Annotated in this window: 27 protein-coding genes and 6 pseudogenes; 16 read left to right on the top strand and 17 right to left on the bottom strand. The window is 69.2% G+C overall.

The features are described 5' to 3' along the window. Positions 1–286: 286 nt before the first annotated feature. The 3 genes and pseudogenes from ACIP5M_RS16815 to ACIP5M_RS16825 all read right to left on the bottom strand — a co-directional run bounded on the left by ACIP5M_RS16815 (position 287) and on the right by ACIP5M_RS16825 (position 2,665). Complete coding sequence (locus ACIP5M_RS16815) at positions 287–589, bottom strand: hypothetical protein (protein ID WP_401197528.1); 303 nt, start codon at positions 587–589, stop codon at positions 287–289. Positions 590–641: 52 nt separating this feature from the next. Continuing rightward, a pseudogene (locus tag ACIP5M_RS16820) lies at positions 642–1,882 on the bottom strand (IS110 family transposase). 567 nt (positions 1,883–2,449) lie between these two features. After that, complete coding sequence (locus ACIP5M_RS16825; RefSeq protein ID WP_401197531.1) at positions 2,450–2,665, bottom strand: hypothetical protein; 216 nt, start codon at positions 2,663–2,665, stop codon at positions 2,450–2,452. A gap of 280 nt (positions 2,666–2,945) precedes the next feature. Between ACIP5M_RS16825 and ACIP5M_RS16830 the strand changes: the two genes are divergently transcribed. Further along, the gene (locus ACIP5M_RS16830) at positions 2,946–3,194 is read left to right on the top strand and encodes a DUF6207 family protein (protein ID WP_401197534.1); all 249 of its coding nucleotides are present in this window, start codon (positions 2,946–2,948) and stop codon (positions 3,192–3,194) included. 324 nt (positions 3,195–3,518) lie between these two features. Here the strand turns inward: ACIP5M_RS16830 and ACIP5M_RS16835 are convergent, their stop codons facing one another. The 4 genes from ACIP5M_RS16835 to ACIP5M_RS16850 form a co-directional block, all read right to left on the bottom strand. Further along, complete coding sequence (locus ACIP5M_RS16835) at positions 3,519–3,911, bottom strand: nuclear transport factor 2 family protein (protein WP_401197537.1); 393 nt, start codon at positions 3,909–3,911, stop codon at positions 3,519–3,521. 252 nt (positions 3,912–4,163) lie between these two features. Then, positions 4,164–5,756 carry an ISL3 family transposase gene (locus ACIP5M_RS16840; RefSeq protein ID WP_401197540.1) on the bottom strand — a complete coding sequence of 531 codons (1,593 nt, stop codon included), beginning with the start codon at positions 5,754–5,756 and terminating at the stop codon, positions 4,164–4,166. 281 nt (positions 5,757–6,037) lie between these two features. Further along, positions 6,038–6,685: an NADPH-dependent F420 reductase gene (locus ACIP5M_RS16845; RefSeq protein ID WP_401197541.1), complete on the bottom strand. Its 648-nt coding sequence runs from the start codon at positions 6,683–6,685 to the stop codon at positions 6,038–6,040. A gap of 64 nt (positions 6,686–6,749) precedes the next feature. After that, complete coding sequence (locus ACIP5M_RS16850; protein WP_401197543.1) at positions 6,750–7,562, bottom strand: inositol monophosphatase family protein; 813 nt, start codon at positions 7,560–7,562, stop codon at positions 6,750–6,752. Positions 7,563–7,706: 144 nt separating this feature from the next. On the opposite strand from ACIP5M_RS16850, the gene ACIP5M_RS16855 reads away from it, so the two are divergent. The 3 genes from ACIP5M_RS16855 to ACIP5M_RS16865 all read left to right on the top strand — a co-directional run bounded on the left by ACIP5M_RS16855 (position 7,707) and on the right by ACIP5M_RS16865 (position 9,920). After that, positions 7,707–8,651, top strand: a complete 945-nt coding sequence (locus tag ACIP5M_RS16855; RefSeq protein WP_401197545.1) for a LysR family transcriptional regulator — start codon at positions 7,707–7,709, stop codon at positions 8,649–8,651. Positions 8,652–8,724: 73 nt separating this feature from the next. Continuing rightward, positions 8,725–9,324, top strand: a complete 600-nt coding sequence (locus tag ACIP5M_RS16860) for a hypothetical protein (protein ID WP_401197546.1) — start codon at positions 8,725–8,727, stop codon at positions 9,322–9,324. An 83-nt stretch (positions 9,325–9,407) separates the two neighbouring features. Next, positions 9,408–9,920 carry a hypothetical protein gene (locus ACIP5M_RS16865; protein ID WP_401197549.1) on the top strand — a complete coding sequence of 171 codons (513 nt, stop codon included), beginning with the start codon at positions 9,408–9,410 and terminating at the stop codon, positions 9,918–9,920. A gap of 607 nt (positions 9,921–10,527) precedes the next feature. On the opposite strand, the gene ACIP5M_RS16870 is transcribed toward ACIP5M_RS16865, so the two are convergent. Continuing rightward, entirely contained in the window at positions 10,528–10,797 is a 270-nt protein-coding gene (locus ACIP5M_RS16870; protein ID WP_401198008.1) for a hypothetical protein, read from the bottom strand. Then, a pseudogene (locus ACIP5M_RS16875) lies at positions 10,730–11,164 on the bottom strand (hypothetical protein); the annotation flags it as partial. The pseudogene ACIP5M_RS16875 and the gene ACIP5M_RS16870, both read right to left, overlap by 68 nt. A gap of 35 nt (positions 11,165–11,199) precedes the next feature. Here ACIP5M_RS16875 and ACIP5M_RS16880 point away from each other — a divergent pair. Continuing rightward, entirely contained in the window at positions 11,200–11,352 is a 153-nt protein-coding gene (locus ACIP5M_RS16880) for a hypothetical protein (protein WP_401197551.1), read from the top strand. Positions 11,353–11,418: 66 nt separating this feature from the next. Here the strand turns inward: ACIP5M_RS16880 and ACIP5M_RS16885 are convergent, their stop codons facing one another. Further along, positions 11,419–11,625 carry a hypothetical protein gene (locus ACIP5M_RS16885; RefSeq protein WP_401197553.1) on the bottom strand — a complete coding sequence of 69 codons (207 nt, stop codon included), beginning with the start codon at positions 11,623–11,625 and terminating at the stop codon, positions 11,419–11,421. 71 nt (positions 11,626–11,696) lie between these two features. Here ACIP5M_RS16885 and ACIP5M_RS16890 point away from each other — a divergent pair, with 71 nt between their 5' ends. After that, entirely contained in the window at positions 11,697–12,341 is a 645-nt protein-coding gene (locus tag ACIP5M_RS16890) for a VanZ family protein (RefSeq protein ID WP_401197556.1), read from the top strand. 147 nt (positions 12,342–12,488) lie between these two features. Here ACIP5M_RS16890 and ACIP5M_RS16895 read toward each other — a convergent pair whose 3' ends face one another. Then, positions 12,489–12,845: an STAS domain-containing protein gene (locus ACIP5M_RS16895; RefSeq protein ID WP_401197559.1), complete on the bottom strand. Its 357-nt coding sequence runs from the start codon at positions 12,843–12,845 to the stop codon at positions 12,489–12,491. 326 nt (positions 12,846–13,171) lie between these two features. Between ACIP5M_RS16895 and ACIP5M_RS16900 the strand changes: the two genes are divergently transcribed. Both ACIP5M_RS16900 and ACIP5M_RS16905 read left to right on the top strand, forming a co-directional pair. Continuing rightward, on the top strand, positions 13,172–13,453 hold the full coding sequence (locus ACIP5M_RS16900; RefSeq protein ID WP_401197561.1) for a hypothetical protein: 282 nt from the start codon (positions 13,172–13,174) through the stop codon (positions 13,451–13,453). Continuing rightward, positions 13,450–13,779: a DUF6233 domain-containing protein gene (locus ACIP5M_RS16905; RefSeq protein WP_362595131.1), complete on the top strand. Its 330-nt coding sequence runs from the start codon at positions 13,450–13,452 to the stop codon at positions 13,777–13,779. The genes ACIP5M_RS16900 and ACIP5M_RS16905 overlap by 4 nt, the downstream gene beginning before the upstream one ends. Positions 13,780–14,064: 285 nt before the next feature. Here ACIP5M_RS16905 and ACIP5M_RS16910 read toward each other — a convergent pair. From ACIP5M_RS16910 to ACIP5M_RS16920, 3 genes and pseudogenes are all read right to left on the bottom strand, one after another. Then, a pseudogene (locus tag ACIP5M_RS16910) lies at positions 14,065–14,234 on the bottom strand (transposase); the annotation flags it as partial. Between the two features lie 443 nt (positions 14,235–14,677). Beyond that, positions 14,678–14,842, bottom strand: a pseudogene (locus ACIP5M_RS16915) (NADPH-dependent FMN reductase); the annotation flags it as partial. A gap of 197 nt (positions 14,843–15,039) precedes the next feature. After that, positions 15,040–15,339: a hypothetical protein gene (locus tag ACIP5M_RS16920; RefSeq protein WP_401197565.1), complete on the bottom strand. Its 300-nt coding sequence runs from the start codon at positions 15,337–15,339 to the stop codon at positions 15,040–15,042. Positions 15,340–15,439: 100 nt separating this feature from the next. On the opposite strand from ACIP5M_RS16920, the gene ACIP5M_RS16925 reads away from it, so the two are divergent. From ACIP5M_RS16925 to ACIP5M_RS16940, 4 genes are all read left to right on the top strand, one after another. After that, positions 15,440–16,057 carry a TetR/AcrR family transcriptional regulator gene (locus ACIP5M_RS16925; protein ID WP_401197567.1) on the top strand — a complete coding sequence of 206 codons (618 nt, stop codon included), beginning with the start codon at positions 15,440–15,442 and terminating at the stop codon, positions 16,055–16,057. Between the two features lie 496 nt (positions 16,058–16,553). Beyond that, positions 16,554–16,895 (top strand): AAC(3) family N-acetyltransferase, encoded by a 342-nt coding sequence (locus tag ACIP5M_RS16930; protein ID WP_401198010.1) that lies wholly within the window; start codon positions 16,554–16,556, stop codon positions 16,893–16,895. Further along, entirely contained in the window at positions 16,784–17,260 is a 477-nt protein-coding gene (locus ACIP5M_RS16935; RefSeq protein ID WP_401198012.1) for an AAC(3) family N-acetyltransferase, read from the top strand. Before ACIP5M_RS16930 ends, ACIP5M_RS16935 begins: the two co-directional genes overlap by 112 nt. A 486-nt stretch (positions 17,261–17,746) precedes the next feature. Beyond that, positions 17,747–19,399, top strand: a complete 1,653-nt coding sequence (locus tag ACIP5M_RS16940) for a PP2C family protein-serine/threonine phosphatase (RefSeq protein WP_401197569.1) — start codon at positions 17,747–17,749, stop codon at positions 19,397–19,399. 267 nt (positions 19,400–19,666) lie between these two features. Here the strand turns inward: ACIP5M_RS16940 and ACIP5M_RS16945 are convergent, their stop codons facing one another. The 3 genes and pseudogenes from ACIP5M_RS16945 to ACIP5M_RS16955 all read right to left on the bottom strand — a co-directional run bounded on the left by ACIP5M_RS16945 (position 19,667) and on the right by ACIP5M_RS16955 (position 21,677). Next, entirely contained in the window at positions 19,667–20,836 is a 1,170-nt protein-coding gene (locus ACIP5M_RS16945) for a glutamate--cysteine ligase (protein WP_401197572.1), read from the bottom strand. Positions 20,837–20,864: 28 nt separating this feature from the next. Then, positions 20,865–21,370, bottom strand: a pseudogene (locus tag ACIP5M_RS16950) (NAD(P)/FAD-dependent oxidoreductase); the annotation flags it as partial. A 52-nt stretch (positions 21,371–21,422) separates the two neighbouring features. Further along, entirely contained in the window at positions 21,423–21,677 is a 255-nt protein-coding gene (locus ACIP5M_RS16955) for a hypothetical protein (RefSeq protein ID WP_401197575.1), read from the bottom strand. A 106-nt stretch (positions 21,678–21,783) separates the two neighbouring features. On the opposite strand from ACIP5M_RS16955, the pseudogene ACIP5M_RS16960 reads away from it, so the two are divergent. The 4 genes and pseudogenes from ACIP5M_RS16960 to ACIP5M_RS16975 form a co-directional block, all read left to right on the top strand. Continuing rightward, positions 21,784–22,107 (top strand): annotated as a pseudogene (locus tag ACIP5M_RS16960) (transposase); the annotation flags it as partial. Between the two features lie 168 nt (positions 22,108–22,275). Then, on the top strand, positions 22,276–22,608 hold the full coding sequence (locus tag ACIP5M_RS16965; RefSeq protein ID WP_401198015.1) for a transposase: 333 nt from the start codon (positions 22,276–22,278) through the stop codon (positions 22,606–22,608). Positions 22,609–22,631: 23 nt separating this feature from the next. Then, a complete protein-coding gene (locus ACIP5M_RS16970) occupies positions 22,632–23,090 on the top strand; it encodes a hypothetical protein (RefSeq protein ID WP_401197578.1) in 459 nt (152 codons plus the stop codon). 228 nt (positions 23,091–23,318) lie between these two features. Beyond that, positions 23,319–24,539 (top strand): phosphatidylserine/phosphatidylglycerophosphate/cardiolipin synthase family protein, encoded by a 1,221-nt coding sequence (locus ACIP5M_RS16975; protein WP_401197580.1) that lies wholly within the window; start codon positions 23,319–23,321, stop codon positions 24,537–24,539. Positions 24,540–24,552 lie beyond the last annotated feature (13 nt).

Below are 24,552 nucleotides of genomic sequence, written 5' to 3' on the forward strand. Positions count from 1 at the left end.
AAACGGCCACCGCGGCGGGCCCGGGCCAGCTGGGCGGACAGCCGCCCGTACATCGGCGGCGTGTGCGGCAGCACGCCCTCGGCGGCGAGACGGTACATCACCTGCCGCAGCGTGAACTTCAGCGGCGCGTACCCGTCCGCGATCTCCCGAGCGCGATCCACGACAAGCGGCCACCGGATCCGTCCACGAGCCATGCCGGTACATGTACCCCCTGCGGCCCCGCCGACCCCGAACCCGAACCAGACCTCTTCCTTCCGGCTATCACGGACAAAGACACCTCATGTAGTTAAGCCGTCAAGCCGCCGCCCCACCGCCTCCGTAGAACCTCGGCCCAGTCGCCAGCTTCCGGACCCGGATCTTCCCACTGTGGTACCGGGTTGGGAGCCGTCTCGATCAGGTGAACGAGCGTCCAGGCGGCGCCGTAGCAGTCGTCGGGACCGAAGCAGGTGGCCAGGGCAGTCGCCTCTTCGGACGTGACAGGACGGGAGATCGTCTTCAGCTGGCGTTCACGCCGGTCGATCTCTTCCTCGCTCGCGTCCCAGTCGGGAAGCGGTCCATCAGCAACGAAAGCCTGCACTTCGGGTCTCATGGCCGAATGATCGTCTCCCCTGCCGCCCGTGGACAAGCTGCCCCGTTCTGCTTTACGCAGTGGCTGTTCCTGCTGGCTGGGGCTCTGCAGGGAAGGCGATCGCTTCATCGAACGGAACCCCTGCCAGAGGCAGTGATGGAGTTGGCCGAGCATCCGGTTGAACAGGTGCCGTAGTGCCTGCATGTGCCAGTCCCCGCCGGTCCGTCGTCGCCGGTAGTGGGCGTCGGCGCCGGCCGAGCCGCTGAGGGAGGCGAAGGCCCAGAGGTGGCCGACGTGGTTGAGCCGGTTGTTCTTGACGAACCGGCGTCCGACGTAGTGGCGCTTGCCAGAAGCGCGGGTGATGGGGGCAGCGCCCGCGTATGCCTTGAGCCCTCCGGCGGTGGCGAACCGGGTGCGGTCGTCGCCGATCTCAGCGAGGATCCGTGCGCCGATCTGGGGGCCGATGCCGGGGAAGCTCAGCATGATCGTGGCGTCGGGATGGGCTCGGAAGGCTTCCTCCGTGGCTTCGCCGAGATCGGCGACTGCTTCGCAGGCGGCGTCCAGCGGCAGCAGCAAGGCCGCGGCCTGCTTGCCCATCGCGTCTTCGACCAGCGGGACGTGGTGCGGGGCTTCGCGGCGGAAGAGCTGCTGCAGTCGCTCGGCATCGGCCTCGATGTTCCTGCGGCGGCCGGCCCGTTTCATCATGGCCGTCAGGCGCCAGAGCGGCAGCTTGGCAGCCAGCGCGGGCGTCGGTGCCACCGCCAGGACCCGGCGGGCGTCCGGGCGGGCCAGACCACCCTGCTTGTCCTTGAACGCCTCCAGGAACGCCGGGAAGTACTCCCGCAGCAGGGAACGGAGCTGGTTGCAGAGCTGTTGCCGGCTCCAGACCTCGTCCTGCTGAGCTCGGGCCAGGACGGCCACGGCCTGGGCCAAATCGGTGTCGGCGGCCAGCGGCCGGTGCATCGGCATGTCCGTGCGGATGATGTTGGCGAGCACGAGCGCGTCGCCGGGGTCGGACTTCTTGCGGCTGACGCCGTGGCGGTCGCGGTAGCGGGAAGCCGCCATCGGGTTGACCGCGAAGATCTGCCGAGGCCCCTGCCTCAGCGTGGCGACCAGCAGGCCGCGGCTGGTCTCGATCGCCACCGGGATCGGCGCCTCGGCGGTGTCCCCGTGCTCGGCCAGGAGGTCCAGCAGCAAGCGGTAGCCGTCCAGGTCGTCGCCGATGCGGCACTTGGCCAGCAGCTTGCCGGTGCCGTCGATATGCGCTACGTCGTGGTGTCCCTCCGCCCAGTCGACCCCGCAGAACACGTCCATGGATCCCGCCCCTTCGCCGGTGCTGTTCTCGAACGCGAGCACACGGGGCCGCACGGCGCACTAATTCCAGGACTCCAAGGTCCGCCACCTCATCAGCCGTGCGCGGCACCGCAAGGCCGCACGGGCGCACGCCGTGTCCAGAGCTCAAGGCTCGTGAGGAAGAACGCGTCACCATGCGGCAGCTCATCCATCGAGGATCCCGAACCCGAGGGGCCCGTGGGGGCAGAACGTGCGAGGACCGGCCGGCGCCCAGCGCCACCAGTCTTTGTAAAGACCTCGCACGGTCGGAGGTGTCGTAGGGGTCACCACGGCACCGACCGGACCACACACGTCCTGCCCTCGGCTGGACAAGGCCGCCCCAGGCCCCTCAGAGATCCAGAACCTCTAATTACTAACGAATTAGAGGTGTCGTTTTCCGAAGGGGGCTTGCCCATGGCATCTGACCTGCACGAATGCAAGATCACTAGATTCGGGGGATCCCACCCCCGGTCACACCTGCCGTCCCCCGCCCAGTGCAACCGTGCAGACAACCCTCCAGCCGCCCCCCGGTGCAACCTCTCGCGAGACTCAGCGGGAGGGCTCCCAACCTTCAGGGCCGACGCCGCGCCACTCCACGAAGTCGAGGTCGGTGAAGTCCACGTCCTCGGCGTTCTCCAGCCCGGCGGCCGCGAGGAAGACCCGGATGTCGGCCGGCCTGTGCGCGACCCCGATGGCGACGCCGTCGTAGCGCACCCGACGCCAGCCCTGCTCGTCGGGCGGATAAACGATCAGCTTCGCGGACATGCGCCCAGCCTGTTCCCGTCGCTCCCCACTGGCACCTGGCCGCGCGCGAACGGGTGAGGCAGCAGATCACGGCCGCCAGCGAAAAGCCACACCGGTGACCTCGGCCCCTGAGTACGTTCGGACGTACGGGGCGCGGCCCTGGCCACCAGGGCTGCGACGGGGGCCGCACCCCGACAGAGCTTGCCAACTGTGCGACGCCCGCGGGTTGAGCCAGGTCCCTCGTGCGGTGGACCCGGGGCCGGCGGCGAACCGGTCCGGTTCCAGCACTGTCGCAGAGCTCATGAAGCCGATCGACGAGCAGCACATCGCGGAGCCCAGCCTGGTGGTCCTGGACATCATCGGCGGGGACGAGGACACCGTCCGGGCCTTCATGGCCGCGATGGAAGAGCGCTGGGGCGAGGCGACTCCCGAAGTCGTCGACAAGCGACTCCCATTCGGATCTACGCCTACGTCCTGCGCCCAGGATGGGGCGGCCCGTGAGTGGAGCCTGGGCAAGCCCTTCGTGAAGGGCTTGCCCAGGGTCTCCTAAGGCTAGCCCTGACGCTCAGGCTTCTTCGTCCTTCACCCCCCACACGGGTGGCTCTGCACACGGGAACGTGTAGCAAGCATGATCAATGTCGATGATTTCGGGGTTCTGGCACAGATCTTGGGGAGTCGTCGCGGAGTGTCACCCCGGTGTTCGATTGTGAGGGGGTGGTTCACGTGAGCCCGCGTACGCCTTGCCGCTTGACCGTAGACTTTTGACAGCACTGAGTGTCGTCGCGGAGGACACCCCCGCCCACCCGCGCCAGCGCGGTATGGATACGTGTCGGGGCCCACTGGGTGAGGGTGGTTCACACCACAGAACGGGACGCTACGACCAGAAGGCGTCGAACGCCCTCTGGTCAGCCCACAGCTCCCAGCCCTCGGTGATCCTTCCGTCGCTGATGTGGAACACGATGGCGTAGTTCATATCGAGCTCCCTACCGTCGCGGGACGCCGTGGCGTGCAGCAGGGCGACGGTGTGCGCGTCATTGGCGAGCACATCGTGGAGTTGCGGGCGGTAAGTGCCGCCCGACAGCCGGAAGTCGAGCTCGAATGCGGCGAAGGTGGCGTCACGGCCCTGGAAGTCGCCCGCGAGCGGGGATTGGCCGGAGATGTGCCACCGCACGTCGGGGTGAAACACCTCCGCCAGAGCGTCCATGTCGCCCGTCGAGAAGGCGTCCATGGCGCGTCTGAACACAGCGATGTTGGGATGTTCGGTCATGCAAGCCTCCTTGAGCCCAGAAGAATGCCCGGTAAACAAGTTGGAGGGCAGCGGCCACGCCCGGTCACCATTCCCTGCCACCTCGTTGGGTGCGGTCATTCGGAGTAGGTAGCGCCATGGATGGCCACGGCTCGCAGCACGGTGACCGGCTGACCTGGGGCCCTTCACGAGGAGCACCCCGATGCTTCTCCCGGCGAATAGCCCAGTGCCGTCAAGGGTTCTGACGCAGATCCTGGGCAGTGGCCGAGGAAGCTACTGAAGCTGGATCATCTTGCGGAGCAGTTCGAATCCGGCGCGACCGTAGAGTTGCCTCTTGATCTTCTTGATGCGGTTCACGGCTCCCTCGATGCTGCCGGAGCTCCAGTCGAGAGTGAGCCCGGCTGTCACGGCGTCGAGGTCTCGGGGCAAGTGGAGTGCGAAGCCTGTGAGGCCGGGTAGCTGGCTGGCGTCGACTGCGTCGATCCCGGTGGGGAGTGTGGAGCCGAGGCGGTCGGTGAGTATCTCGCCGAAGTCACGGACGTGGCCGGCCGCCTTGTCCAGTTCGGGGCAGCGGGCCAGGACCTCCTTCAGGCCGGCCCGGTCTTCTTCGGTCAGGGTCGTAGGGTGACGGGTGAGCCAGCCGGTCACCTGCCGCACCGTCGGCGGCCGGGGCGGCGCCGCGGAGGGAACCCCGCGCAAGGTCGCAATGTGTGCGCGGACCATGCCGGAGGTGACCGGGGCGTGCTCGGCAACCAGCTCGCCATGCAGTCGAGTGACGCCGGTGCATCCCTCGGCGAAGCGTCGTTCCAGGTAGTGCTTGTAGGGGTCCAGTCTGCTGGACCGGGGCCGGTTCTCGCGGAAGGTGTCCTGCCAGTGTGCGGCGTTCGCGTAACGGAGCACGGTGTTGAGACCCCAGCCCAGGTGCCGGGCGATCGCCCGGCGCGAGTGACCTTGAGCGAGGAGCTCGTGGATCAGGGCATGCGCTGCCTTCTTCCGCTCGGCCCGCCGGCCGACGGGCTCAGCGTCCTTCTGCGGCCGACCGGACGCCAGGCGGGTGGCGCCGGGCAGCATGCCGCTGGGCGAAGGATTGCGCAGGCAGTCGCGGTGGGCGGCGACGCAGGTCTCCACGGCCCGGCCGAGGCCCTGCCACAGATGGAACCGGTCGGCGACCTGCAAAGCGTCGGGGGCACCGCGGCGGGCACCCTCGGCGTAGGCGCCGGCCCGGTCCCGACAGATGATCTCCACGCCAGGGTGGCGGATCAGCCAGGCGGCCAGCGGCCCGGCTTCACGGGTCGGGAGCACATCGACCACGCGATGGTCTTCGACGCTGGTCAAGACGGTGGAGTAGGTCTGGCCGCGGCGGATCGCGAAATCGTCCACGCCGAGTACACGCGGCGTGCTGAACCGTGGATCGGGCAATGCCATGACCCTGCGTAACAAGGTCATTCGTCCCGCGCCTAAGCCGAGCTGGGCAGCCGGCCGGGCGCCGGCCCGCCCGGCCAGGGCGAGCCCCACTCGCTCCAGGGCGTGGTTGAGCCGCGTAGTGAACCGTGCGTGCGGGGCGGCCAGCCGGGAGAACGGCTCGGCGAACGTCCGGCGGGGGCAGTCCGCCGACTCGCAGATGAAGCGCCGGACCGTCAGCCGGATCCCAAAGCCCTGCTCAGCGAGCGGAAGGTCCTTCAGCCTGCGCTGGTAACGGTCGTGGACTCGATCCGAGAAACAGCCGCAGTCCGGACATGGCGCCCCGGCCGCGCGGCCTCTCGCCACCACCTCGACCGTGCCGAACGCAGCCGTAACCGCCTCGACATCCACATCGGCGATCCCGTCGAACACCAGAGAGTCCCAGAACGGTGCTTCGGTCTGCATGACCAGCACCATCACCGTCCACAGCCGACCAGAGCATCGACCGGCAGGCACCCGAGGGAGCGTCACTTCCGGCTGTCGGAGGACAGGGCGTACGCGGTCTCACATGAGCCAGTCCCTCGCAATCGAACATCGAGGTAACGCACCGCGACCGCTCCCCAAGATCTGTGCCAGAACCGAGTTCGGGCGTCACTTGCAGCCCAGCGGGCGTTGTCCGTGCCAGCGCCCAGCTGCCTCGCACGAGCCCGCTACCTGGTTTTGGTCTGAACCCGGTCTTGGTGGGGTCAGCGGGTGAGGGAGACGGCGAAGGGCTTGAAGCCGTGTCGGCGCAGGATGTGGGGCACGACCAGGATCATGGCCTCGGTGGCGCGGGCCGTGGTGATGCCGCCGAGGTCTTCGATCCGTTCGGGCTGCCAGCCGAGGTCGCCGAGCAGGCCGGTGACGGTCTTCTTCGCGTGTTCGTCATCGCCCGAGACGTAGGCGGTCGGTGGGGTGGCGAGGGTGTTGGGGGCGGTCATGACCATGAAGAGCATGGTGTTGAGGGTCTTGACCACGTGGGTGTCGGGGAGCGCTGCCTGGAGCTTCTCGGCCAGGCTGCTGCCGGGATAGCACAGGTCGCCGGGCAGGCCGTCACCGTCGTCACGGGTGGCGTTAGAGACGTCGACGAGGATCTTGCCGGCGAGCTCGGTGCGCAGGTCGGTGAGGCGGTCCAGGGAGCTGTCGCCGGGTGTCGCGTTGATCACGATGTCCGCGGTACGGGCGGTGGTGCGCTGGTCGGCGAAGGCGATCCGCGGGGCGGCGGGCGCGGAGGTGCGGGCGGCGGGGTCCGCGTGGTTGCGGCCGCCGAGGGTGACGTGGTGTCCGGCTGCGGAGAGCTTGCCGGCGAGGTTGGCGCCGACGCGGCCGGCGCCCAGGATGCCGATGTGGGTCATGCGGTGATGCTCCTTGCGGTATCGAGTGGGAGGGGTGGGCGGGTACGCACGTACGTACGTCTGCTCAGGCGATCGGCGAGAGGACCTTGAGGGCAGCGGCGTGGATGCCGGGGGCGGAGGCCAGGAAGTCGCGGCTGGCGGTGTTCCAGGGTTCGCCGGCCAGGTCGGTGACGGTGCCTCCGGCCTCGGAGACCAGCAGGGCACCGGCGACCAGGCCGGAGCGGACGTCGGAGAACTGCCAGAACGCGTCCATGCGTCCGGCGGCGACGTGGATGAGCTGCATCGTGGCGGGAACGGACACCCGTACGACCAGGCCGTTGACGAGCATCGCGGTGACGGAGTCGCCGATCCGCCGGAAGGTGCGCTCGTCCTCGCCGGGCTTGGCCTGACCGGTGCCGATGAGCGCGGCGTCCAGGTCGGTCTTGGCGGACACCGTCAGGGGACGGTCGTTGAGGTGGGCGCCGCCGCCGGCAACCGCGGTGTAGGTGTCGCCGGTCAGCGGCAGGTGGACGACGGTGAGTACCGGCTGGTTGTCGCGGACCAGGGTGGCGGTGACGGCCCAGTCGTCCATGCCGTGTACGTGGTTGATGTTGCCCTCGGCGGGGTCGACGACCCACCACTCCCCGGCCGGGAGCGCGCCGCCGGCCAGCTCGTCCTCGGCCCACTGAGACCCGGGCCGGGCCGCCAGCAGCGGTTGCTGCAGTACGTCCAGCACCGCGTCGTCGTTGGCGTGTATCTCGCCGACGACCTCGTCGAGGCTCACGCCCCGGGCGTGCGGGGTGTGACGGTCGCGCAGCGTGGCGCCGGCGGTCTTTACTGCGGCGGTCACGTCGGCGAGGAGCCTCGTACCGGCGGCGAAAGGCGTGGCTGTGCTCATGGTGGGCTCCTTGGGGTCGGTCGGACCGGGTTCGGATCGGTCTGATCGGTGTGATCGGGGCGGTTGTCTCGCCCCCGCACTTCGAAGGTAGGCCGCCCGATCATTAACAACAAGTGCATGTCTGTCACTTGTAGAGTTACTGTCATGCAACTGGACTTGAATCTGCTCACGGCCCTGGACGCCCTGCTGGAAGAGGGCAGTGTCGCCGGCGCCGCAGCACGCCTCCACGTCACCTCACCGGCGATGAGCCGCACCCTGGGGCGCATCCGCAAGGCCACCGGTGATCAGATCTTGGTCCGCACCGGCCGCAGCATGGTCCCCACCACCCGCGCGCTGGCCATGCGCGCCGAGGTCCACGCCATCGTGCAACAGGCCCACCAACTTCTTTCCGCGCAGCAGGAACTCGACCTGACGGCTCTGGACCGGGTGTTCACCGTGCGCTGGCACGACGCCCTGACCGCCGCCTGCGGCACCGCCCTGACTACGGCCGTCCACCGCCAGGCCCCCGGTGTCCGGCTGCGCCTGTCCTCCGAACCCGGGACGGACGACGCCGAGCTGCGCCGGGGTGAGATCGACCTCGAATCAAGCTCCAGCCGACCGACGCTCCCGGACATCCGCCACCGCCTCGTCGGCAGAGACCGGCTGGTCGTCGCCGTCCGCCCAGGCCACCCCCTCACCGAAGCCCCGATGAGCCTCGAGAGCTACGCGGCCGCCGAACACCTCACCGTCTCGCGGCGCGGAAGCCTGCGCGACCCGATCGACGACGCCCTGACCACGTGCGGCCTCGAACGACGCGTCATCGCCGCCGGACCCACCGCCGCCTTCGCGCTGCAACTCGCCCTCGGTACTGACCTGGTGGTCACCCTTCCCGACGCGGTCACCCGCACGGCACGGGACCAACTCGGCCTGGTCACGCTGCCGCTGCCACTGCCGTTGCCCGATGTCCCGCTGTACCTGCTGTGGCACCAGCGCTACGACGACGACCGCGCCCACACCTGGATGCGCGAAACGGCCGCCGAAACCGTCCAGGCACTATTCACACCACCGACCGCCTCTCAGCAGGCCCTCACCAACCGGTCCGGGCAGTGACGGATGCACCCGGGGAAGGCGCGCGGCAGCTGACTCCCGTTCTCGTGAACACCACCTATTTCGATCGCTCGCGATGGGCTGGCTCGACGACAGGGCGGGTGCTGAGGAAGGGAACGCCTCCGGCGGGCGCACGCACGTCGCGCCGGGGCTAACGGCCATGAACGACGCGGGTTGGAGCCACCCCCTTGCCGCTCCGGGCCCGAACCTGATCTCGTGGTTCTATGTCGAGGCGAGCGCGTTGGCCGACGACCGGCCGCTTCCCGTGCAGCCGTTCTTGTGCTGCGCGCAGGAGACGACCGAGCGGATCGGCGCCGTGCGCCTCACCGCGGTCCAGGTCCTCATGCCGGTGCAGGGCATCGACGCCTCGGCCCGCCCGCCGTACGCGCTGGTGCCCTCCATGCGGACACCGGACTGGTCCGGCGAGTGTGACCCACGGGCGCGGGTGTCGGTGAAGGGCCGCATCGACGGCGGCCTCGACCCGTTGATCCCAGCGGTAGCGCCGCCCTTCGACGACCGCTTCTGGAACGGTCCGCCCCTGCATGGAATGACACTTTCCGGTGAGTTGGCGGAATGGTCCTGTGACGCGGTCGGCTGGCTCGCAGCGACCGTGGCCGACTCCGCCGCCCACATCGGCATCCGTACCCCAATGCTGTTCACCGTCGTACGGGACTGACCGCCCGGCAGAGCAGGCCATGGAAGCCTTCCGAGGGTGCTTCGGATCGGTCACCATGGAGGTCCGTCGGCGATCCGAGGGGGATGATGAGCGAGGGTGGGGACGTTCTGGACGGGCAACCGGAGCAGGTCGGACCCGCGCCGTGGCTGGCGTTGGCCTGTCTGGTCGGGCTGATTCTGGCCTCCGTCGTGTTGACGAACTTCACCGGCGAGCTACGGGCGGCACTGTGGGGCGAGCCCGGAACCGTGACCGACGCCAGCTGCCGGACGTACGACAACACCGTGGCCAATGCAGGAACGTCGACGTCCTGCTCGGGCGCCTTCACCCCGGACGACGGCGGCTCGTCGTTCGACGTCCCCGTCGAGGGCGACATCAATGCGCAACCGCTCCGTGCGTGGCTGGTGGACGGTACGTCCGGCACCGCGTACGTCTCGCCAACGGCGTGGGCGGGGGTGCTCCCGGTGGGGCTGGCCCTCCTCCTGGCGGGTCTCCCGGCGGCGGTGACGGTGAAGCGCGCGGTGAAGCGCGTGCGCCGCGGCCACGCACAGCACCCTAGAGAGCCTCTTCAAGGATCAGACCCAGAGTCGAGTGCGTGATCGACGACGGGTACAGCCAGCACATCAGCTGGCTCGGCATCGACAAGCCGGGCTTCTGGCTAGGGGAGCGGCCCAGGGCCGGCTCCTCCGTGCGATCCGTAGCGACGCGAGTCGAGGATCGCCTTGCAGGTACTTTTCGGTTTCGCCGTCACGGGCGTCTGTACGTAAGCGACCGGCGCCCATAGGTCGCGGCTGCCGGGCACCGTCTCGGGGTTGGTGCGGTGCAGGTCGCGCCACGAGTCCTCGAAAGCGGCGGCAATCTCGCACACGGTCTCGGTCTCGCCCTGGTAGCCGTCCAGACACCATCACACCCGCCCGGGTGGCTGGGCGGGCCTTAAACGTGTTCTGCCCGATCCGCGCAGCCAGGAGCCGGTCCACAGCCTGGCTCATCGGTGTCCCCAACAGGGGCAGGTTCGCGTGCGTTGCCGCCCGGGCCAGTCCTAAGCGGCCTTTGACGAACTACCTGTACGACGCCGAGGGAGGATTGCTCATCCGCAGTGGTCCTGCCGAGAGCGTCGTCTACCTTCCGGGAGGACAGGAACTCCACTACAACCCCACGATCAAGGCGTTCACGGGGCAGAGTTACTACGGCGCCGGCGGTGGGAGGTCAATCAGAACCAACGGCGGCCTGAAATGGATCATCGACGGCCATTTCAGGGGCCGCCCACGGCTGGCGGACGCGGTCTTGGACCTGATCGTCGAGTTCCCAGCCATCGAGCCGGATCCTGCCCGCCCCATCGAGAACCAGCGGGTGTGGCCCTCCAGCTGGTCCCACAGGTCCTGGCCTGCTCGGCCGTGGTACGGAATCCGTACTCCCCGAGGACGGTGCGGAGGAAGGCGGTGTAGAGGGTGATGGAGGGGATCGCACTGGATGCATGGGTACGGCTGCGCCGGCCACGACGGTGAACGCGCGGCCGTCCTTCTCCTTGAGCAGGGGTCGAGTTGGTCAGGTCGTGGGCGGTCTGCTCCAGGTGCTCCTTGGCGGCGCCGATCGTGCCCTGCCGGTACACCGGCGCGGTGACCTCCGATCCGACGTAGGTCAGGGCCACGGTGGTGAACTTGTCCGCGAGGAGCCGGCGGGCGGCGAGGGCGCGCACCGACAGGTTCCAGTCGTCGCCGCCCATCACTGCGACGGTCGCCCGCGTCTCGTCGTCGGTGCCGGCCTCGATCCGGGCCAGGACACCTTTGGGTCGGCTGCGGAGAAGTCCAGCGCTGGGGCCTCGTAGGTGAAGCTGCAGCGCCATGCAAGCGGACCGGGCCAATTCTTGACCAGCGGAAGGTGGTTGGTCACGTAATAGTCGCGTGCGTCCTGGTCGCCCTCGCCACCCGCCTGCGCAGCCTCCTCGCCCGCCCGGCCTTCCGGCACCGCTGGGAACTCACCACCGGCTGGCTCTTCATCGCCGTCGGCATCGGCGTAGCCGCCACGGCATAACGCCCAGGGCGCAGCGCGGCCGTCGAGCACACGGGCTACAGCTCGGCCTTCGGCGCCTTTCCGTGGTCATCGGGCAGGACGTTCAAGGGAGGCCCCGAGTTGGGTCCAGCCAGCCGGGTCGGAGTCGCCGCCGTTGAAGCCGTAGACGCCGGTACCGCCATCGGCCTGCTGGAGGAGATCGTCGGCGTGGGAGTCGGCGGTGAGGTCGGCGAAGCGGACCTGCTGGCGGGCGCGGGTGGCGCCCCACGCGAACCTTGCCGAGTTGATGCTCATCCGCACGGCGGCGCCGTCAGTGGGTACACGGGCATCCACCGTCAGAGCTCGTCACCGAGGGAGCCGTTCACATGGATGTACGCGAGTATCTCGCCGCGAAGCGGGCGCAGCGGGCGCAGCGGGGGGAGCGGACGCGGGAGACCGTAGTCGCGGTTCGGTCTCCCGCTCGTCCGGTGGTACGAGCCCTTGCGATGCTGGCCGCCTTCGTCGGGACGGTGCTGTTCAGCCTGCTCCTGGCGCGCGTGACCCTGGAGCCCTCGGCGGCTTCGGCAGGCGTGGTGCACAGCAATACCCGCCCGGGTGCCTCAATCAGCCTCTACCTCGACGGGGCGTCCGTTCGGGAAGCTGTCAAACAGCTCGGCGGCAACGTTCTGCTGGGCGTGCCGTTCGGGGTGCTCCTCCCGGTCCTCATCCCGCAAGCACACGGGGTGCTGCGGCTGGCGGCGGTGACAGCGGTGGTGATGACCCTGGTGGAACTCATTCAGGGCTCCCTGGTCACCGGACGGGCCTTCGACGTGGACGACGTCCTCCTGAACGTCGCCGGTGCGCTTCTCGGCTACCTCGTCCTCGGCCGCCGGATGGGCCGCGCCGTCCACCCGCGCCGCCACCACTGGTGGCACCGCCTGACCCGCCGTGGCGACCGTGTGTCCGCCCACGGTTCCGGCGTACGTACGCGGCTGGTCGAGCGGACCGAAGAGGGTTCCGGAGCCAAGTGAACCGGCCCCGCCACCGGCACGCGGGGGACGGGCGCCGGTGCGCACCCGTACCGATGGCACGACCACTGCCCCGGCAAGGAGCCGGCTCGGTAGACGCGTCGACGCCCGTGGCCCCCACGGACATCGAGTGGGAGGAGGAGCGGCGGGTCAGGCCGCCACGGCGACCGGGGTCGAGAGTGCCGCGACGGCCTGCGATCGGCCGTCATGGACGTCCAGTGCCCCCTCCACGGCTGCGGCCGCCAGGCTCCGGCGGGTTTCGGGGTCGGCAGCGACGACGCCCAGCGGCACGTCCGCGTACCGACACATGCGGTGGGCCCGTACGACCGTGCTGACCGCCGCGTCGCTCACCGGACCGTCGGACAGTTCCAGTACAACGGGCGCGGACCGGTGTGCGGCGAGGCTGCCGTCGATCTCCCACGCGGCGGCGGCCCGCCCGGCGATGTCCAGGTCGGCACGCAGATGGATGATCAGTACACCGCTCTCGGTCACCTCGAAGGGCAGCACGGGCGCTCCTATTCTCCACGACCACTGTTGTGCAGGCGCGGATACCCGCGGGACGCGGTGACATGCGTGGGGCAGACGGGGCCGCCGGCGTGGTCGGTCCTCCGGTGTGGTTCAGGGCTGCAGCCCTGACCAGGGGTTCTCGTCGTCGTAGTCGGGGAACTCCAGGATGTGGTGGACGAATCGGAGCGTTTCTGTGCGTGGATCAAGTCGGCAGGGAGTAGGTATCAGTCACGGCCGGATCGCAGACCCGCCACCAACAGTCCCCCGACGCCACGCGCCCCAGCGGGGACTCGCACAATAATTCGAACACGTGATTGAATAAGTGGATGAAGTCCTTCCCGTTCCCCGCCGACCTGATCAAGCTCCAGCAGCAGTGGACCGCCGCCTACCGGCGCCTCGCCGACCGGCCGGGGCACGGGGAAGCGGAGCTTCGGCGGGAGCTGATCGGGCTGTCGTGCCGGATCAGCGCGCACCCCTACTGGGAAGCGTCCGGATGGTCCACCGCAGGCCGGGTCGAGCTGCGTCAGGCAGCCGAGGCAGCGCAGCGCGGGGCGGTACACGCCCGTGACAGGTTCGCCGCGGCCGGCGCAGGGGCGCGGTCGAGGTGAGCGGGGTCCAGGCGCGCCTGGACCAGTGGCGGGCCGTGCGGGCCTGGCTCCAGTGGCAGCAGCGGCAGGTCGAGGAGAGGATCCGCGGCCTGGAGGCGGAGCTCGCCGCCGAGCAGTCCCGCCGGCCATTGCCGCCGCCCCCGGACTGGAAGGCCGAGTCGATCCGCACGGCGGCCGGCGCCAAGCCCCTGAGGATCCACGTCGGCGACTGCACCATGGGCAAGGGCAAGCCCATCGACCGCGACCAAGCCCGCCGCATGCTCGCCGACGACATCGAGGCCTGCCCCTACTGCAACCCCGACAACGCCCTCGGCCTGCTGGACTGACCGAACCGTGCGCCCGGCGGATCTGCGGACCTCACCGGAGAGCTGGTGAAGCGGCGGGGCGGGGAGCCGGAGACCCGGATCGAGTCGCCGCCCTGGCCCTGCGGGATGGCCTGTCTTCTACGGCCGACTACAAGCTGCTGCCATCCGCCGCACCGACCGCACCTGCGCCCCAAGTACCGACATCGAAAACGACCTCTAAGCTTGTTTTTTATCTTCCAGCCCGCCCAAGCACGTGAGCCGTGCCTTGACCTGCACCTCTCAGCCTGCTGCTGAACCCGGGTGAGACCTGACCAGCCGTTTGTGCGCGGTCTGAAACGGACCCAGCCTGCTGGCAGGTCACGCCAGGGCGAGTTGCTGCGGTACGCCCAGGTGAGGGCCTCAAGGGTGCGACGGCGATCGGCCCACCGTCTTGTGGTGGGGTGGAATCGATGCCGCGGAACCGGCCCGGCAGGAGACGGCTGCGGCCGCCGTCACGTGACGCGTGGGCGCCGCCCGCGTGACTCGGGTCGCGGTCGGGCAGCTGCCGGGCGGCGCGCGCGGCTCGCGGTGGCCTAAGCGGGTCAGTCGAGGGGCTGGTTGAGGAACCGCAGTGACGAGGGTGAGCGAGTTCCGGCGCATGTACGGCAGCCCTCACTGCCTCGTCCGCGTCGCCATCGCAGACAACATCGCCCTCCCCTCGAACGCGTTCTCTCCCGGACCGCACCACGAGTGCAGAGTTGAGCGCCTGGGACCAGACGATGATCTCGTCGAGCATGGTGACGAGGGTCGATTCCTGGCGGGTGCTCGGTATGCAGGTGCCCGGGTCGGCGGGATCGGTGGGGTCGGTGAACGTGAAGTCGGTGAACATCGCCAGGGCCACCTGGGTCTGTACATCGGCGATCTTGACCTCTGCCATCACTTGCCGCAGCTGCTCCACCGCGCGGATGCCGCCGTGCACGCCGTAGCCGACGAACCCGGCGGCCTTGTGGTGCCATTCCGCGTAGAGGAAGTCGATCGCGTTCTTCAGCGCGGCGGGGACGGAGCGGGTGTGCGCGTTGGCGCAGCGGCCGAAGGCCGCGGGCACCGGCTCGTCCAGCAGGGGCGTTCGTATGCGGGTATGTCGACCACCTCGACGGCCGCCTGGCCGGCGGCGACGGCGGGGCCCTCCGGGCCACGGCCTCGGCCCGGCGTCCGGGACGGGTGCTGCCGATGATGACGGCAATCCGGATCATGCGCTCTATCTCCTTGGTTGGGGTGTGTTCGTGGCTGCCGTGGCCGTTGTCAGTCGGATCGGTAGGAGCCGACTTGGTCCAGGTAGGTCACGGCGGGCGGCTCCGTGCAGATCTCGCTCAGGGCGGCGCGGTAGCGCTGGAATGAGGCGAGCCGGTGGTGCGGAGCCGCTACCGGGTCGCCCTCGGACTCGATCACGGCCAGAAAGCTGCCGCCGCCGTCGAGCCGAAAAGTCTCGTAGCGCAGGCCGCGCGGACGGGCCCGTTCCAGGTCCGCGTAGACCGCGCGCAGCAACGCCACGCTCTGCTCCACGCGTTCCGGCCTGACCGTGTACCGGATCATCACGCGCATGCTGACCCCTTTTCTGTGGTGCATCGGCAGACCTCGATTTTCGTCGGACAGCCTGTCTTTCAAAAGACAGACTGTCAAGCGAATGCTAGGGTGCTGAGCCATGCCCCCCACTCGGAAGTACGAGCAGCGCCTGCGCGCCCGGGCCGCAGAGGAGACAAGGCGCCGCATCCTCGATGCCGTCTACCAGCGTCTGCGTGAGGCGCCGGCCGAACCGGTCAGTGTTGACAAGGTCGCCAGGCTCGCGGAGGTGTCGCGCTCCACCGTCTACACCGTCTTCGGCTCCCGTGCGGGTTTGTTCGACGCGCTCGGCATGGACCTGCTCGAACGCGGCGGATTCACCGACATGGTGCGCGCGGTGCTCCACCCCGATGCCCGCGAGGGCCTGCGCGGCGGCATCCGCGGCAACGTGCTGATGTACGCGGCGCACCGGGACGTGCTGCGCGCGTTGTTCTCGATGGCCCAACTCGACGCAGAAGCGGTCGGCGGCGCGGTCCAACGCCTGGAACGCGGACGCGCCGAAGGCATGACCGGCCTCGCCGGCCGACTGGCCGAGCAAGGCGTGCTCCGCGACGGCCTCACCACCGCCCAGGCCGCCGACGTGCTGTGGCTGCTGACCAGCTTCGACAGCTTCGACCTGCTCTACACCGGCCGGGCGCTGCAATCCGACCAAGTCACCGCGACCTTGGTCAGCACTGCCGAGCACACCCTGTGCTCCTGAGGATTACATGGGCGAGACGACGACTCGCTGCCGAACCATGCTGCCGGGCAAACCCGGGCGCCGACCCGCGAGGCAGGGCCGTCTATATGGAGCCCGCCCTGCCCGCCTGCACCGTCTCCTGCTCCTCGAGGACGCCCTGGACTGCGCCTGCGGACTCTGCCTCATTGCCCCAGACCCTGCATGCTGCGGTGGGTCCCACTTCAACCCCCAAAGGCGACCCAGCCAGTCGGCGCGCGGGCCCCGGAGCCCCGCACCGGGGCCGACGCCGAGGGCGGCTTCTCCTTCAACAGTGGGACTACCGTCATGCGGGCGGCTGCGGCGAGGGCGTGTCGGCGACATTCAAGTGGAACGGCATGCCCGACTACCCGGGCATCGAGAAGCGGACATCGGTACAGAAATGAGGAACACCATGCTGAACCCGTATGAAGGTCCCGTGGACGAGGGATTCCTCCAGCGGGAGTTCGAGGCCCTGGGGCTGCCCAGGGGCGCCGTCGTCATGGTGCACGCCTCCCTGTCCGCCTTCGGGTCCGTGCAGGGCGGTGCGCAGGCGGTGGTGAACGCGCTGCGCGGGTGCGTGGGGAAGTCCGGCACGGTCGTCGTGCCCACCTTCACCCCGCAGATCAGCGACCGCACCCGGGGCTGCGGCCCTTCGAGGACAGCGGGGCCGACGCGGACCGCCTCGGCGTCCCTCTGTTCCACGACGCCCTTCCCACCCCGATGGGAGCGATCCCGAACGCGCTGCTGGCGGTGCCCGGGCGGCTGCGCGGCCGGCACCCGCAGGCCTCGGTCGCCGCGATTGGTCCCCGCGCCGAGGAGATCACGGGGAACCAGCCCCTGAACTACGCGCTCGGCAAGGACTCCCCGTTCGACCGGATGTACGGCATCGGCGCCCGCATCCTGCTGCTGGGCGTGGGCCACAACCGCAATTCCTTCCTCCACTACGCCGAGTCGCTCGTGCCCGAGCACCGCACGAAACTGCGGCGCTTTCCCTATGAAATAGAGCACGAGCGGGTCTGGGTGGAGGCCCCGGACGTCGGCGACGACAACGGCCGCTTCTTCCCGCAGCTGGGCGCCGAAGCCGACGCAGCGGGCCTGATCCGCCACCGCACCATCGGCCTGGCCCCCTGCCAGCTGATGGACAGCGTCCCGTTCATCGACTTCACCGCCGCCCGCCTGGCGGAACTGCTCGCACAGAGCCGGTAGGAACGGGCCGATAGCGGCTCATTCCGGGGCGGAGGGCAGATGGCCGAGCTGGACAGCGTGGACGCCGGCCTGGAAGCGACTGCCCACGTTCACGTCGGAGGGGCCGGTGGCTGTCCAGCGCACGGTGTGGAGACTCATAGGCTGTGGGCGATGGACTCGTCGGTCCTGCCCTCCGCCATCATGCGCAGCACCGCCAGCCGCTGCTCGGTCAGGGAGCCCTCTCCCCCGACCGCGAGCCGCAGCCATTTGCTGCTCGGCCCGACTTCCTGTCAGCCGCCGGCCGTACGTTCCTCCCGATCGCGGCACGTCCGGGCACAGTGGCGTCCAAGCGCAGCCGGACGAAGCGCAGCGGATGTGTGGACGCTACTCACACCGGAGTCTCCCGAGAAACCCAATGAGCCGGCCACCCCGGTGATGCCCGCGTGCCTGGACGCCGTCGAGTCCCCTCGTGCCCGGGCGGGGCGCGCGGCGTGCGATGCTCGTCGTATGACTGACCGCGTTGAGTCGGCATTGACCAAGTCGGCTGAGGGCGGCTTCGGCGGTGCGGCCGATGACTTTGCATTTTCCTCCGGCCCTCACATGCCCGGCCAACCGGGGAGGGCCGGAGATCTGCAGCAGCCGACTTTTCCGGTGCCCGCCGTCCAGGAGGTGCTTGACGGCCTTCCGGGATCGGTGATTTTCCTCATGCCACTGCGTGGAGCGGATGGCGAGGTGGCGGATTTCCGGATCGCGGCAGCGGCTCCCGATGCAGTGGACATCGGCGCCCGCAGGGGCAAGGAGCTGATAGGGCTGAGTGTCCGGGACACCTATCCGACGGTGGCCGGCACAGAATTGTGGCAGGGATACCTCCAGGCTCTGGATACCGGCGCCTGCTACCGCGGTGAGCCCTTCGAGTACGAGGAAGTCGTCGCCGGCATTCCACGCCTGTCCCGCTTTGCCGTCCAGGCTTCAGCCTGCCAGGGCGGGCTGATCGTTTCCTGGGTACGCCTGGACAGCAGCGAGCGGGAGAAGCGACGTCTTGCGGTGATGCAGCGCCTGGGTGGCATGGGGTGGGCCGACTGGGATCTTGTCCGGCAGAAGACCACGTGGTCGGAGGAGGCGTACGCCGTCTTCGGCAGGGATCGGTCTCTCGGTCCGATGACTCTGGAGGAGCTGCCCGCTTCTGCCGTCACGGAGGACGTCCCTGCTGTGAGCAGGATCGTTCAGCGCGTCCTCGGCAATGGTGATCCGATCGACCACACCTTCCGCATCAGCAGCCCTGCCGGGGAGGTACGGCACGTGCGGATCGTCGCGGAAGCCGAGGTGGACGTGCAGGGCACCCCGGTGGAGGTACACGGCTTCCTGCAGGACCTGACCGCTGAGAAGCGAGCCGAACAGCAGTTGCTGGAGCACGAGCGGGCCGTCCAGGCGCAGCGGAGCCTGCTGGAGGCAGAGCGTGCCGTCGCTGCCCGGCTCCAGCACGCTCTGCTGCCTTTGACGGAGCAGTCCCTGCGGCTGGGCGGTCTGACCGTGGACCTCGCCTACCAGCCTCTGCAGGACGGGCTCAGCGTCGGGGGTGACTGGTACAGCGCGATCGAGCTGCCCGACGGCAGCGTGCTGCTCGTCGTCGGTGACGTGGCCGGTCACGGTCTCAACGCCGTGGCCACCATGGCCCAGCTGCGCTTCACCGCCAAGGGCATGGCGATCACCGGCATGCCCTTGGCCATGATCTTGGACCGGCTCAATACTCTCCTGTTGCACAGCACCGAGCGTTCCAGCACAGCCACCATGATCATGGCTCGCTACGAGCCCGCCACCTCACTGCTCACGTGGGTGCAGGCCGGCCACCTGCCCCCGTTGCTCCTGCGCCAAGGGCAAGCCCAATACCTTTCCAAACCGGAAGGCGTCCTGCTGGGGGCGGTGCCTGATCAGCGCTATGCGGCATCCACCATCCACCTCCAGGCCGGCGACCAGCTGCTGCTCTACACGGACGGACTGGTCGAGAAGCCGGGCGAAGACCTCGGCGACGGCCTCGCCCGCCTGGCCCGCTCCGCAGCAGCGTGCGGTGACTCCCCCAGTCCTCTGCACGACATCCTCGACCTTCTCGTCGACCCGGACGCCCGCCGCGACGACATGTGCATCCTGCACATCAGCCTCTGAACACATCGCGGCTCCCGACCGGCGTGCCTGGTGCTGTGGCCGGAAGGGTTTGCCGGGTCGCGGCGTCCGGTGCGGGGCATCGCAAGGCGGAGGGCCGCAGCTCGTACTGGACGTGCGTGGGCGGTCCGACAACGCGGCGAGGTGCCGGGCCGGGCGTCACGACCCGGTGAACCTTGCCGGTCACGGCACCGGGCAGACCCAGGGCCAAGTCGTCGCTTTCGGATCTTTCCTGAACCGGGTCACGCGGCAAGACCCGAAAGAGACGACCTACCCGCGTCGTCCGGTGGGGCCCGGGGCCGGGAACCGGGACTCCTGCGTGGTCCGCCGTGCACAGTGCCGGACGACCGAGGCCAGGTCTCCCTCAGAGCCGAGCAGGGCTCGCTGGACGCGCGCTCCGTTGCCGCGCTCCAGGAGGCCCGCAATGCCGGCCCGTACGAACGCCTCGTCACCGGTGTCGGCCAGCGCGTCGCCGACGTGCCGGTAAAGCGCCTCGACGGCGGCCACGGGCGCGGTCTCCCGCATCGTCTCGGGGTGCAGCAGCGGGCCGTCGAGACCCGAGCGGCCGGCCTGCCAGGACGCGAGCCGGAGCAGTCCCGTACTCACCCGCGGCGCGGGCTCGCCGGCCTTCCAGGACCTCGCCGCGGTCTCCACCAGGCCCCGTACGAGAGCGGCCAGCAGGACCGGCGTCGACGCGTCGAGGCAAACGTCCGCCACCCTGACCTCCACCGTGGGGTAGGAGGCGGAGAGCCGTGCGTCGAACCAGATCATGCCCTTGTCGCGCAGAACGCCCGAGTCCACCATGGCCTGCACCTCGGCGTGGTAGCGGTCTGCGGAACCGAAGACGTCGACGGGGCCGGCGGCGGGCAGCCTGTTCCACACCCGGCTGCGGTAGCTTCCGTACCGGGTGTCCTCTCCCTGCCAGAAGGGGGAGTTCGCGCTCATCGCGGTCAGCAGGGCGAGCCAGGGGCGGATGCGGTCCAGTACGGCTACGCCCTCCTCGTCCGACTCCACCGACACGTGGACGTGGCACCCGCAGGTCAGCTGCTCCTGCGCGGTCATACCGAACTGCCGCGCCACCCAGTCGTAGCGGTGGCCCGGGGAGATGGACGGCCGGACGGCCAGCGGGGAGGTGCCGAGCGCCGCCACGACCGCGCCGGCCGTCGCCGCGTGCTTGGCGGCCTCCGCGCGCCACCGGACGATCTCCTCGTGGAGCTCGCCCATCTCCGTCACCGGCTTCGTGGCGAACTCCACCTGCTGCTCCTGGAGCTCCGCCTCGAAGGTGTGGCTCGGCTCCTTTCCGTCCTCCGCGGCCTGGTCCGGGTCAGGGTCCGCTCCGGCCCGGTCGGCCTCGGCGAGCACGGCTCCCGCCACGGCTCGCGGCTCCCCGGTCTCCGCGTCCACCAGCAGCAGTTCTTCCTCCACGCCCACGCTTCGCATGCAGCCGCCCATCGCCTCGTCGTGCTGTTCACAGATCGGTCACCGCCTGCCCCTGCCCACCGCCCGTATGCGGATCCGACCGTCGGACGGGGATCCCCAGCAGACCAGGCGGGAGCACCGCCGCCAACGAGGCGCGACGCCCGTTCGCGCCCGGGGCGCCGTGCACGCCGCCGCCCGGGTGGGCGGTCGCCGAGGCGAGATAGAGGCCCGGCTCGGGTGCCGGGCCGGCCGGTGCCGGGGACGGCCGGAAGGAGAGCTGCTGGTGGAGGTTGGTCGTGCCCTGGTTCACCGCTCCCCCACCAGGGCGGGGTTCAGCCGTTCCAGATCGGGCGGCGCGAGGACCCTGCGCGAGCGGATCGACGCACGGAAACCGGGCGCGTAGCACTCGATCTGCGCCTCCATGCGAGCGGCCATCGCTTCCTTGTCACGTTCGTCACAGCGCCCCGCGATGGCGTCTGCGCCGTCCCCGGCCGCGTCGCCGCGGATCGTCTGCGGAACGTGCGTGTAGGCCCATGCGGACTCCGTGCCGGCCGGTTTATCGCGGAGGAAGACACCTCATGCAGTCAAGCCGTCAAGTTGACCTTGGTCATCCAGCTGCGAAGGCCGCCAGCAGGGTGTCCGCCCGAACCTCCAGCTCGGGCGTCAGAGATCCCTTCACGGCCACCATGAGCTCATCGCCGCCGACCGCGCGGGCAAGCCGAACCTCGACCTGCCGATGCTTACCGACCAAGGGATACGAGTACCAGCCGTCGGTCCGCTCGTCGTCGGTCGCTTCGATCGCCCGTGCCACCGTCTCCCAGTCGGTGACATCGAAGCCGTATCCCACGTAGTGCGACAGCAACTCCAGGAACGACCGCAGGTTGCGTTCCCAGATCCATCCCCCGACCTCTGCCGTGGCTCCCCCTCAGTGCTCGGGGGGACAGCCTGTCATGAGCCGAAACACAGTGATCAGTCAGCAGGCTGGCGAGCGGTGCCCGCACGGCATGCAGCGGCTGTTGAACCAGGCCGACTGGGACGCGGACGCGGTCCGCGACGAGGTCCGCTCGTTTGTCCTGGAGCATCTCGCGGCGGACGACGGCGTGTTGATCGTGGACGAGACCGGGTTCGTCAAGAAGGGCGTCCGGTCCGCCGGGGTGCAACGCCGGTACACCGGCACCAGCGGGAAGATCGACAACTGTCAGCTCGGGGTGTTCCTCGCTTACGCCTCTACTGCGGGCCGCGCGTTGATCGACCGCGAGCTGGCGAAGCAGCTGTCAGGGCTGACCCGTCGTTACGGCAGGCGGACCGAGCGGCTGCGGTCGACGTTGGCCGCGGTTGGCCTCGCGCTCGTCGGCCGGGCCGGTGCCCGGTTGGCCAGAGTCTTCGGAGTGCCCGTCAGCCGCAGCACGGTGCCACGGCTGGTCGAGGCATTGCGCGACCCGCAGTTTCCGGCCCCACGGGTGGTCGGGGTCGATGAGTATGCGACCCGCAAGGGTCGCAACTACGGGACCATCCTGGTCGACGTCGAAAGCCGGCGGCCGGTGGACCTGCTGCCCGACCGGGAGGCATCCAGCCTGGCCGCCTGGCTCGCGAAACGGCCGGGGATCGAGGTGGTCTGCTTTCACCAACCCGTGCGCCGAAGCCATGCCGCCCCGGTCCAGGCCAGCCACCGGGCTCGAAGAACCGCCACCCCACCACCCGTCATGAAGGGGTGGGCACCAAGCCCCGCTGCACAGCGTGAACCCGCAGGTCACTGCAGCTACAACCGATGCGCCTCCCACCAGGCAAAATGAGCGGCATGGTTAACGACGGGCCCATGAGTTTCGTGCTGCCGCGGGGGGCGACAGGCTTCTTCTCGCCGAAGGAGGGCCCACTCCCAAAGACTGACCTACGGGCATTCCGCGCCGCTCTGTATGCTGCTGCCCGCGTCGCCGAAGGCCAAGTGGGTGAGGTGGAGGAACAGACGTACCCCCGGACCTTCCACACCGCAACGGTCATCGGACGCGCAGGCGAGAGCATCGTCCTGTGCCACGCTCACCACCCCTGGGTCGCCTTCGCGCAGGCACATCGAGAGTGGTACCGAGACGAGTTCACTGCGCCGCCGACCTGGGCTCATGCCTTTACCGACTCGGACTTCGCGGTCCTGAGCAGCGAGCAGCTCGCCACACCCCTATACGACGTGGACACCTCAGTGCTCCGGCCAGGCGAGTGGCGTCAGATCCGCCACTACGGCATCACCACATTGGGCGGAGTCCTCTTCAACGCATGGGACTGACAAGCACGGAGAATCGAACGGCCCCTGGCTGCACCACGCCGGAGGCCGCCGGATTTTGGCGCTGCCCAGCCGAGCGGACCAAGGCTGAAGGACAAGGGATTGTCGATCTGCTGTGTCTTGCGTGGCACCCGGTGTCAGGGGCCGGAGGGGGATGTGTACAGTCGGCTCGCCCCGACGGCAGCCGGACGCACGGGGCAGCCCCTTCTCGCGACCGGCAGGTGACACGCCATGACAAGCACGAGCAGCGGGCCGGAACTGTCCCAAGAGCCGACAGGGCTCTCGGCTCTGACGGTGTCCGAGCGCAAGCAGCGGATGCGGCGCCGTCTGGAGCGGCTGATCGGCATCGCCGCCACGGAGGGAAACGCCCTGGTGCCGCTGCGCAACGGGGATGAGATCTTCACCGCGATGCTGGACAGCATCCGCGGCGCCGAGCACACCGTGGACATGATGACGTTCGTGTATTGGCGCGGGGAGATAGCCCGGCAGTTCGCCCACGCGCTGGCCGATCGGGCCCGTAACGGGGTACGGGTACGGCTGCTGCTGGATGGCTTCGGCAGCCGGCTCATCGAACAGGATCTGCTGGACCTGATGGAGGGTGCCGGGGCCGAAGTGTCCTGGTTCCGCAAGCCTTTGCACCTCTCGCCGCTCAAGCAGAATCACCGCTGCCACCGCAAGGTGCTGGTCGTCGATGAGCTGACGGCATTCACCGGTGGGGTGGGCATCGCCGAGGAGTGGTGCGGCAATGCCCGCAACGAGAACGAGTGGCGCGACACCCATGTCCAGGTACGCGGGCCCGCAGTGGACGGGATCGCCGCCGCCTTCGCCCAGAACTGGGCCGAGTGTCATGACACCCTCTTCGACGACCGGGACCGCTTCACCGGCCACACACCCCACGGCGACGCGGTCGTGCAGGTCGTGCGCGGTTCGGCCAGCTTCGGCTGGCAGGACATGCAGACCCTCATCCGGGTCATGCTCGAATCCGCACAGCGCCGCTTCCGCCTGGCCACCGCCTACTTCGCACCCGACGCCTACTTCATCGAACTGCTGTGCGCGACCGCCCGGCGTGGCGTCGAGGTGGAAATCCTGCTTCCCGGCCCCCACACCGACAAGCGGGTCTGCCAGCTGGCCGGCCAGCACCACTACGAGGACCTGCTCGACTGCGGAGTGAAGATCTACCAGTACCAGCCGACGATGATGCACGCCAAGGTCATCACCGTCGACCACGTCGCCGCCCTCGTCGGCTCCACCAACTTCAACCGCCGCTCCCTCGACCACGACGAAGAGGTCATGCTCGCCGTCCTCGACGAAAACTTCACCGCCACCCTGGACCACCACTTCGACGAAGACCTCCTCGTCAGCGAACGTATCGAGAAGGGCCGCTGGAGACGCCGCTCCACCACGCAACGGCTGCGTGAGGCGGCCGTCGCCCCCATCCGGCGGTTCCTGTAATTCGCGCGGCAGG

This window comes from Streptomyces sp. NPDC088762, from assembly GCF_044750905.1.
Taxonomy (GTDB): domain Bacteria; phylum Actinomycetota; class Actinomycetes; order Streptomycetales; family Streptomycetaceae; genus Streptomyces.

What these genes read in the sequence shown, in the direction of transcription:
- ACIP5M_RS16870 (WP_401198008.1), bottom strand. Translation starts at nt 10,797, where the DNA reads ATGCATCCAGTGCGATCCCCTCCATCACCCTCTACACCGCCTTCCTCC.
- ACIP5M_RS16930 (WP_401198010.1), top strand. Translation starts at nt 16,554, where the DNA reads ATGGTGCACGCCTCCCTGTCCGCCTTCGGGTCCGTGCAGGGCGGTGCG.
- ACIP5M_RS16840 (WP_401197540.1), bottom strand. Translation starts at nt 5,756, where the DNA reads ATGCAGACCGAAGCACCGTTCTGGGACTCTCTGGTGTTCGACGGGATC.
- ACIP5M_RS16900 (WP_401197561.1), top strand. Translation starts at nt 13,172, where the DNA reads ATGAAGTCCTTCCCGTTCCCCGCCGACCTGATCAAGCTCCAGCAGCAG.
- ACIP5M_RS16860 (WP_401197546.1), top strand. Translation starts at nt 8,725, where the DNA reads ATGGGCTGGCTCGACGACAGGGCGGGTGCTGAGGAAGGGAACGCCTCC.
- ACIP5M_RS16845 (WP_401197541.1), bottom strand. Translation starts at nt 6,685, where the DNA reads ATGACCCACATCGGCATCCTGGGCGCCGGCCGCGTCGGCGCCAACCTC.
- ACIP5M_RS16945 (WP_401197572.1), bottom strand. Translation starts at nt 20,836, where the DNA reads ATGCGAAGCGTGGGCGTGGAGGAAGAACTGCTGCTGGTGGACGCGGAG.
- ACIP5M_RS16835 (WP_401197537.1), bottom strand. Translation starts at nt 3,911, where the DNA reads ATGACCGAACATCCCAACATCGCTGTGTTCAGACGCGCCATGGACGCC.
- ACIP5M_RS16855 (WP_401197545.1), top strand. Translation starts at nt 7,707, where the DNA reads ATGCAACTGGACTTGAATCTGCTCACGGCCCTGGACGCCCTGCTGGAA.
- ACIP5M_RS16815 (WP_401197528.1), bottom strand. Translation starts at nt 589, where the DNA reads ATGAGACCCGAAGTGCAGGCTTTCGTTGCTGATGGACCGCTTCCCGAC.
- ACIP5M_RS16975 (WP_401197580.1), top strand. Translation starts at nt 23,319, where the DNA reads ATGACAAGCACGAGCAGCGGGCCGGAACTGTCCCAAGAGCCGACAGGG.
- ACIP5M_RS16830 (WP_401197534.1), top strand. Translation starts at nt 2,946, where the DNA reads ATGAAGCCGATCGACGAGCAGCACATCGCGGAGCCCAGCCTGGTGGTC.
- ACIP5M_RS16850 (WP_401197543.1), bottom strand. Translation starts at nt 7,562, where the DNA reads ATGAGCACAGCCACGCCTTTCGCCGCCGGTACGAGGCTCCTCGCCGAC.
- ACIP5M_RS16865 (WP_401197549.1), top strand. Translation starts at nt 9,408, where the DNA reads ATGATGAGCGAGGGTGGGGACGTTCTGGACGGGCAACCGGAGCAGGTC.
- ACIP5M_RS16890 (WP_401197556.1), top strand. Translation starts at nt 11,697, where the DNA reads ATGGATGTACGCGAGTATCTCGCCGCGAAGCGGGCGCAGCGGGCGCAG.
- ACIP5M_RS16920 (WP_401197565.1), bottom strand. Translation starts at nt 15,339, where the DNA reads ATGCGCGTGATGATCCGGTACACGGTCAGGCCGGAACGCGTGGAGCAG.
- ACIP5M_RS16970 (WP_401197578.1), top strand. Translation starts at nt 22,632, where the DNA reads ATGAGTTTCGTGCTGCCGCGGGGGGCGACAGGCTTCTTCTCGCCGAAG.
- ACIP5M_RS16825 (WP_401197531.1), bottom strand. Translation starts at nt 2,665, where the DNA reads ATGTCCGCGAAGCTGATCGTTTATCCGCCCGACGAGCAGGGCTGGCGT.
- ACIP5M_RS16885 (WP_401197553.1), bottom strand. Translation starts at nt 11,625, where the DNA reads ATGAGCATCAACTCGGCAAGGTTCGCGTGGGGCGCCACCCGCGCCCGC.
- ACIP5M_RS16925 (WP_401197567.1), top strand. Translation starts at nt 15,440, where the DNA reads ATGCCCCCCACTCGGAAGTACGAGCAGCGCCTGCGCGCCCGGGCCGCA.
- ACIP5M_RS16940 (WP_401197569.1), top strand. Translation starts at nt 17,747, where the DNA reads ATGACTGACCGCGTTGAGTCGGCATTGACCAAGTCGGCTGAGGGCGGC.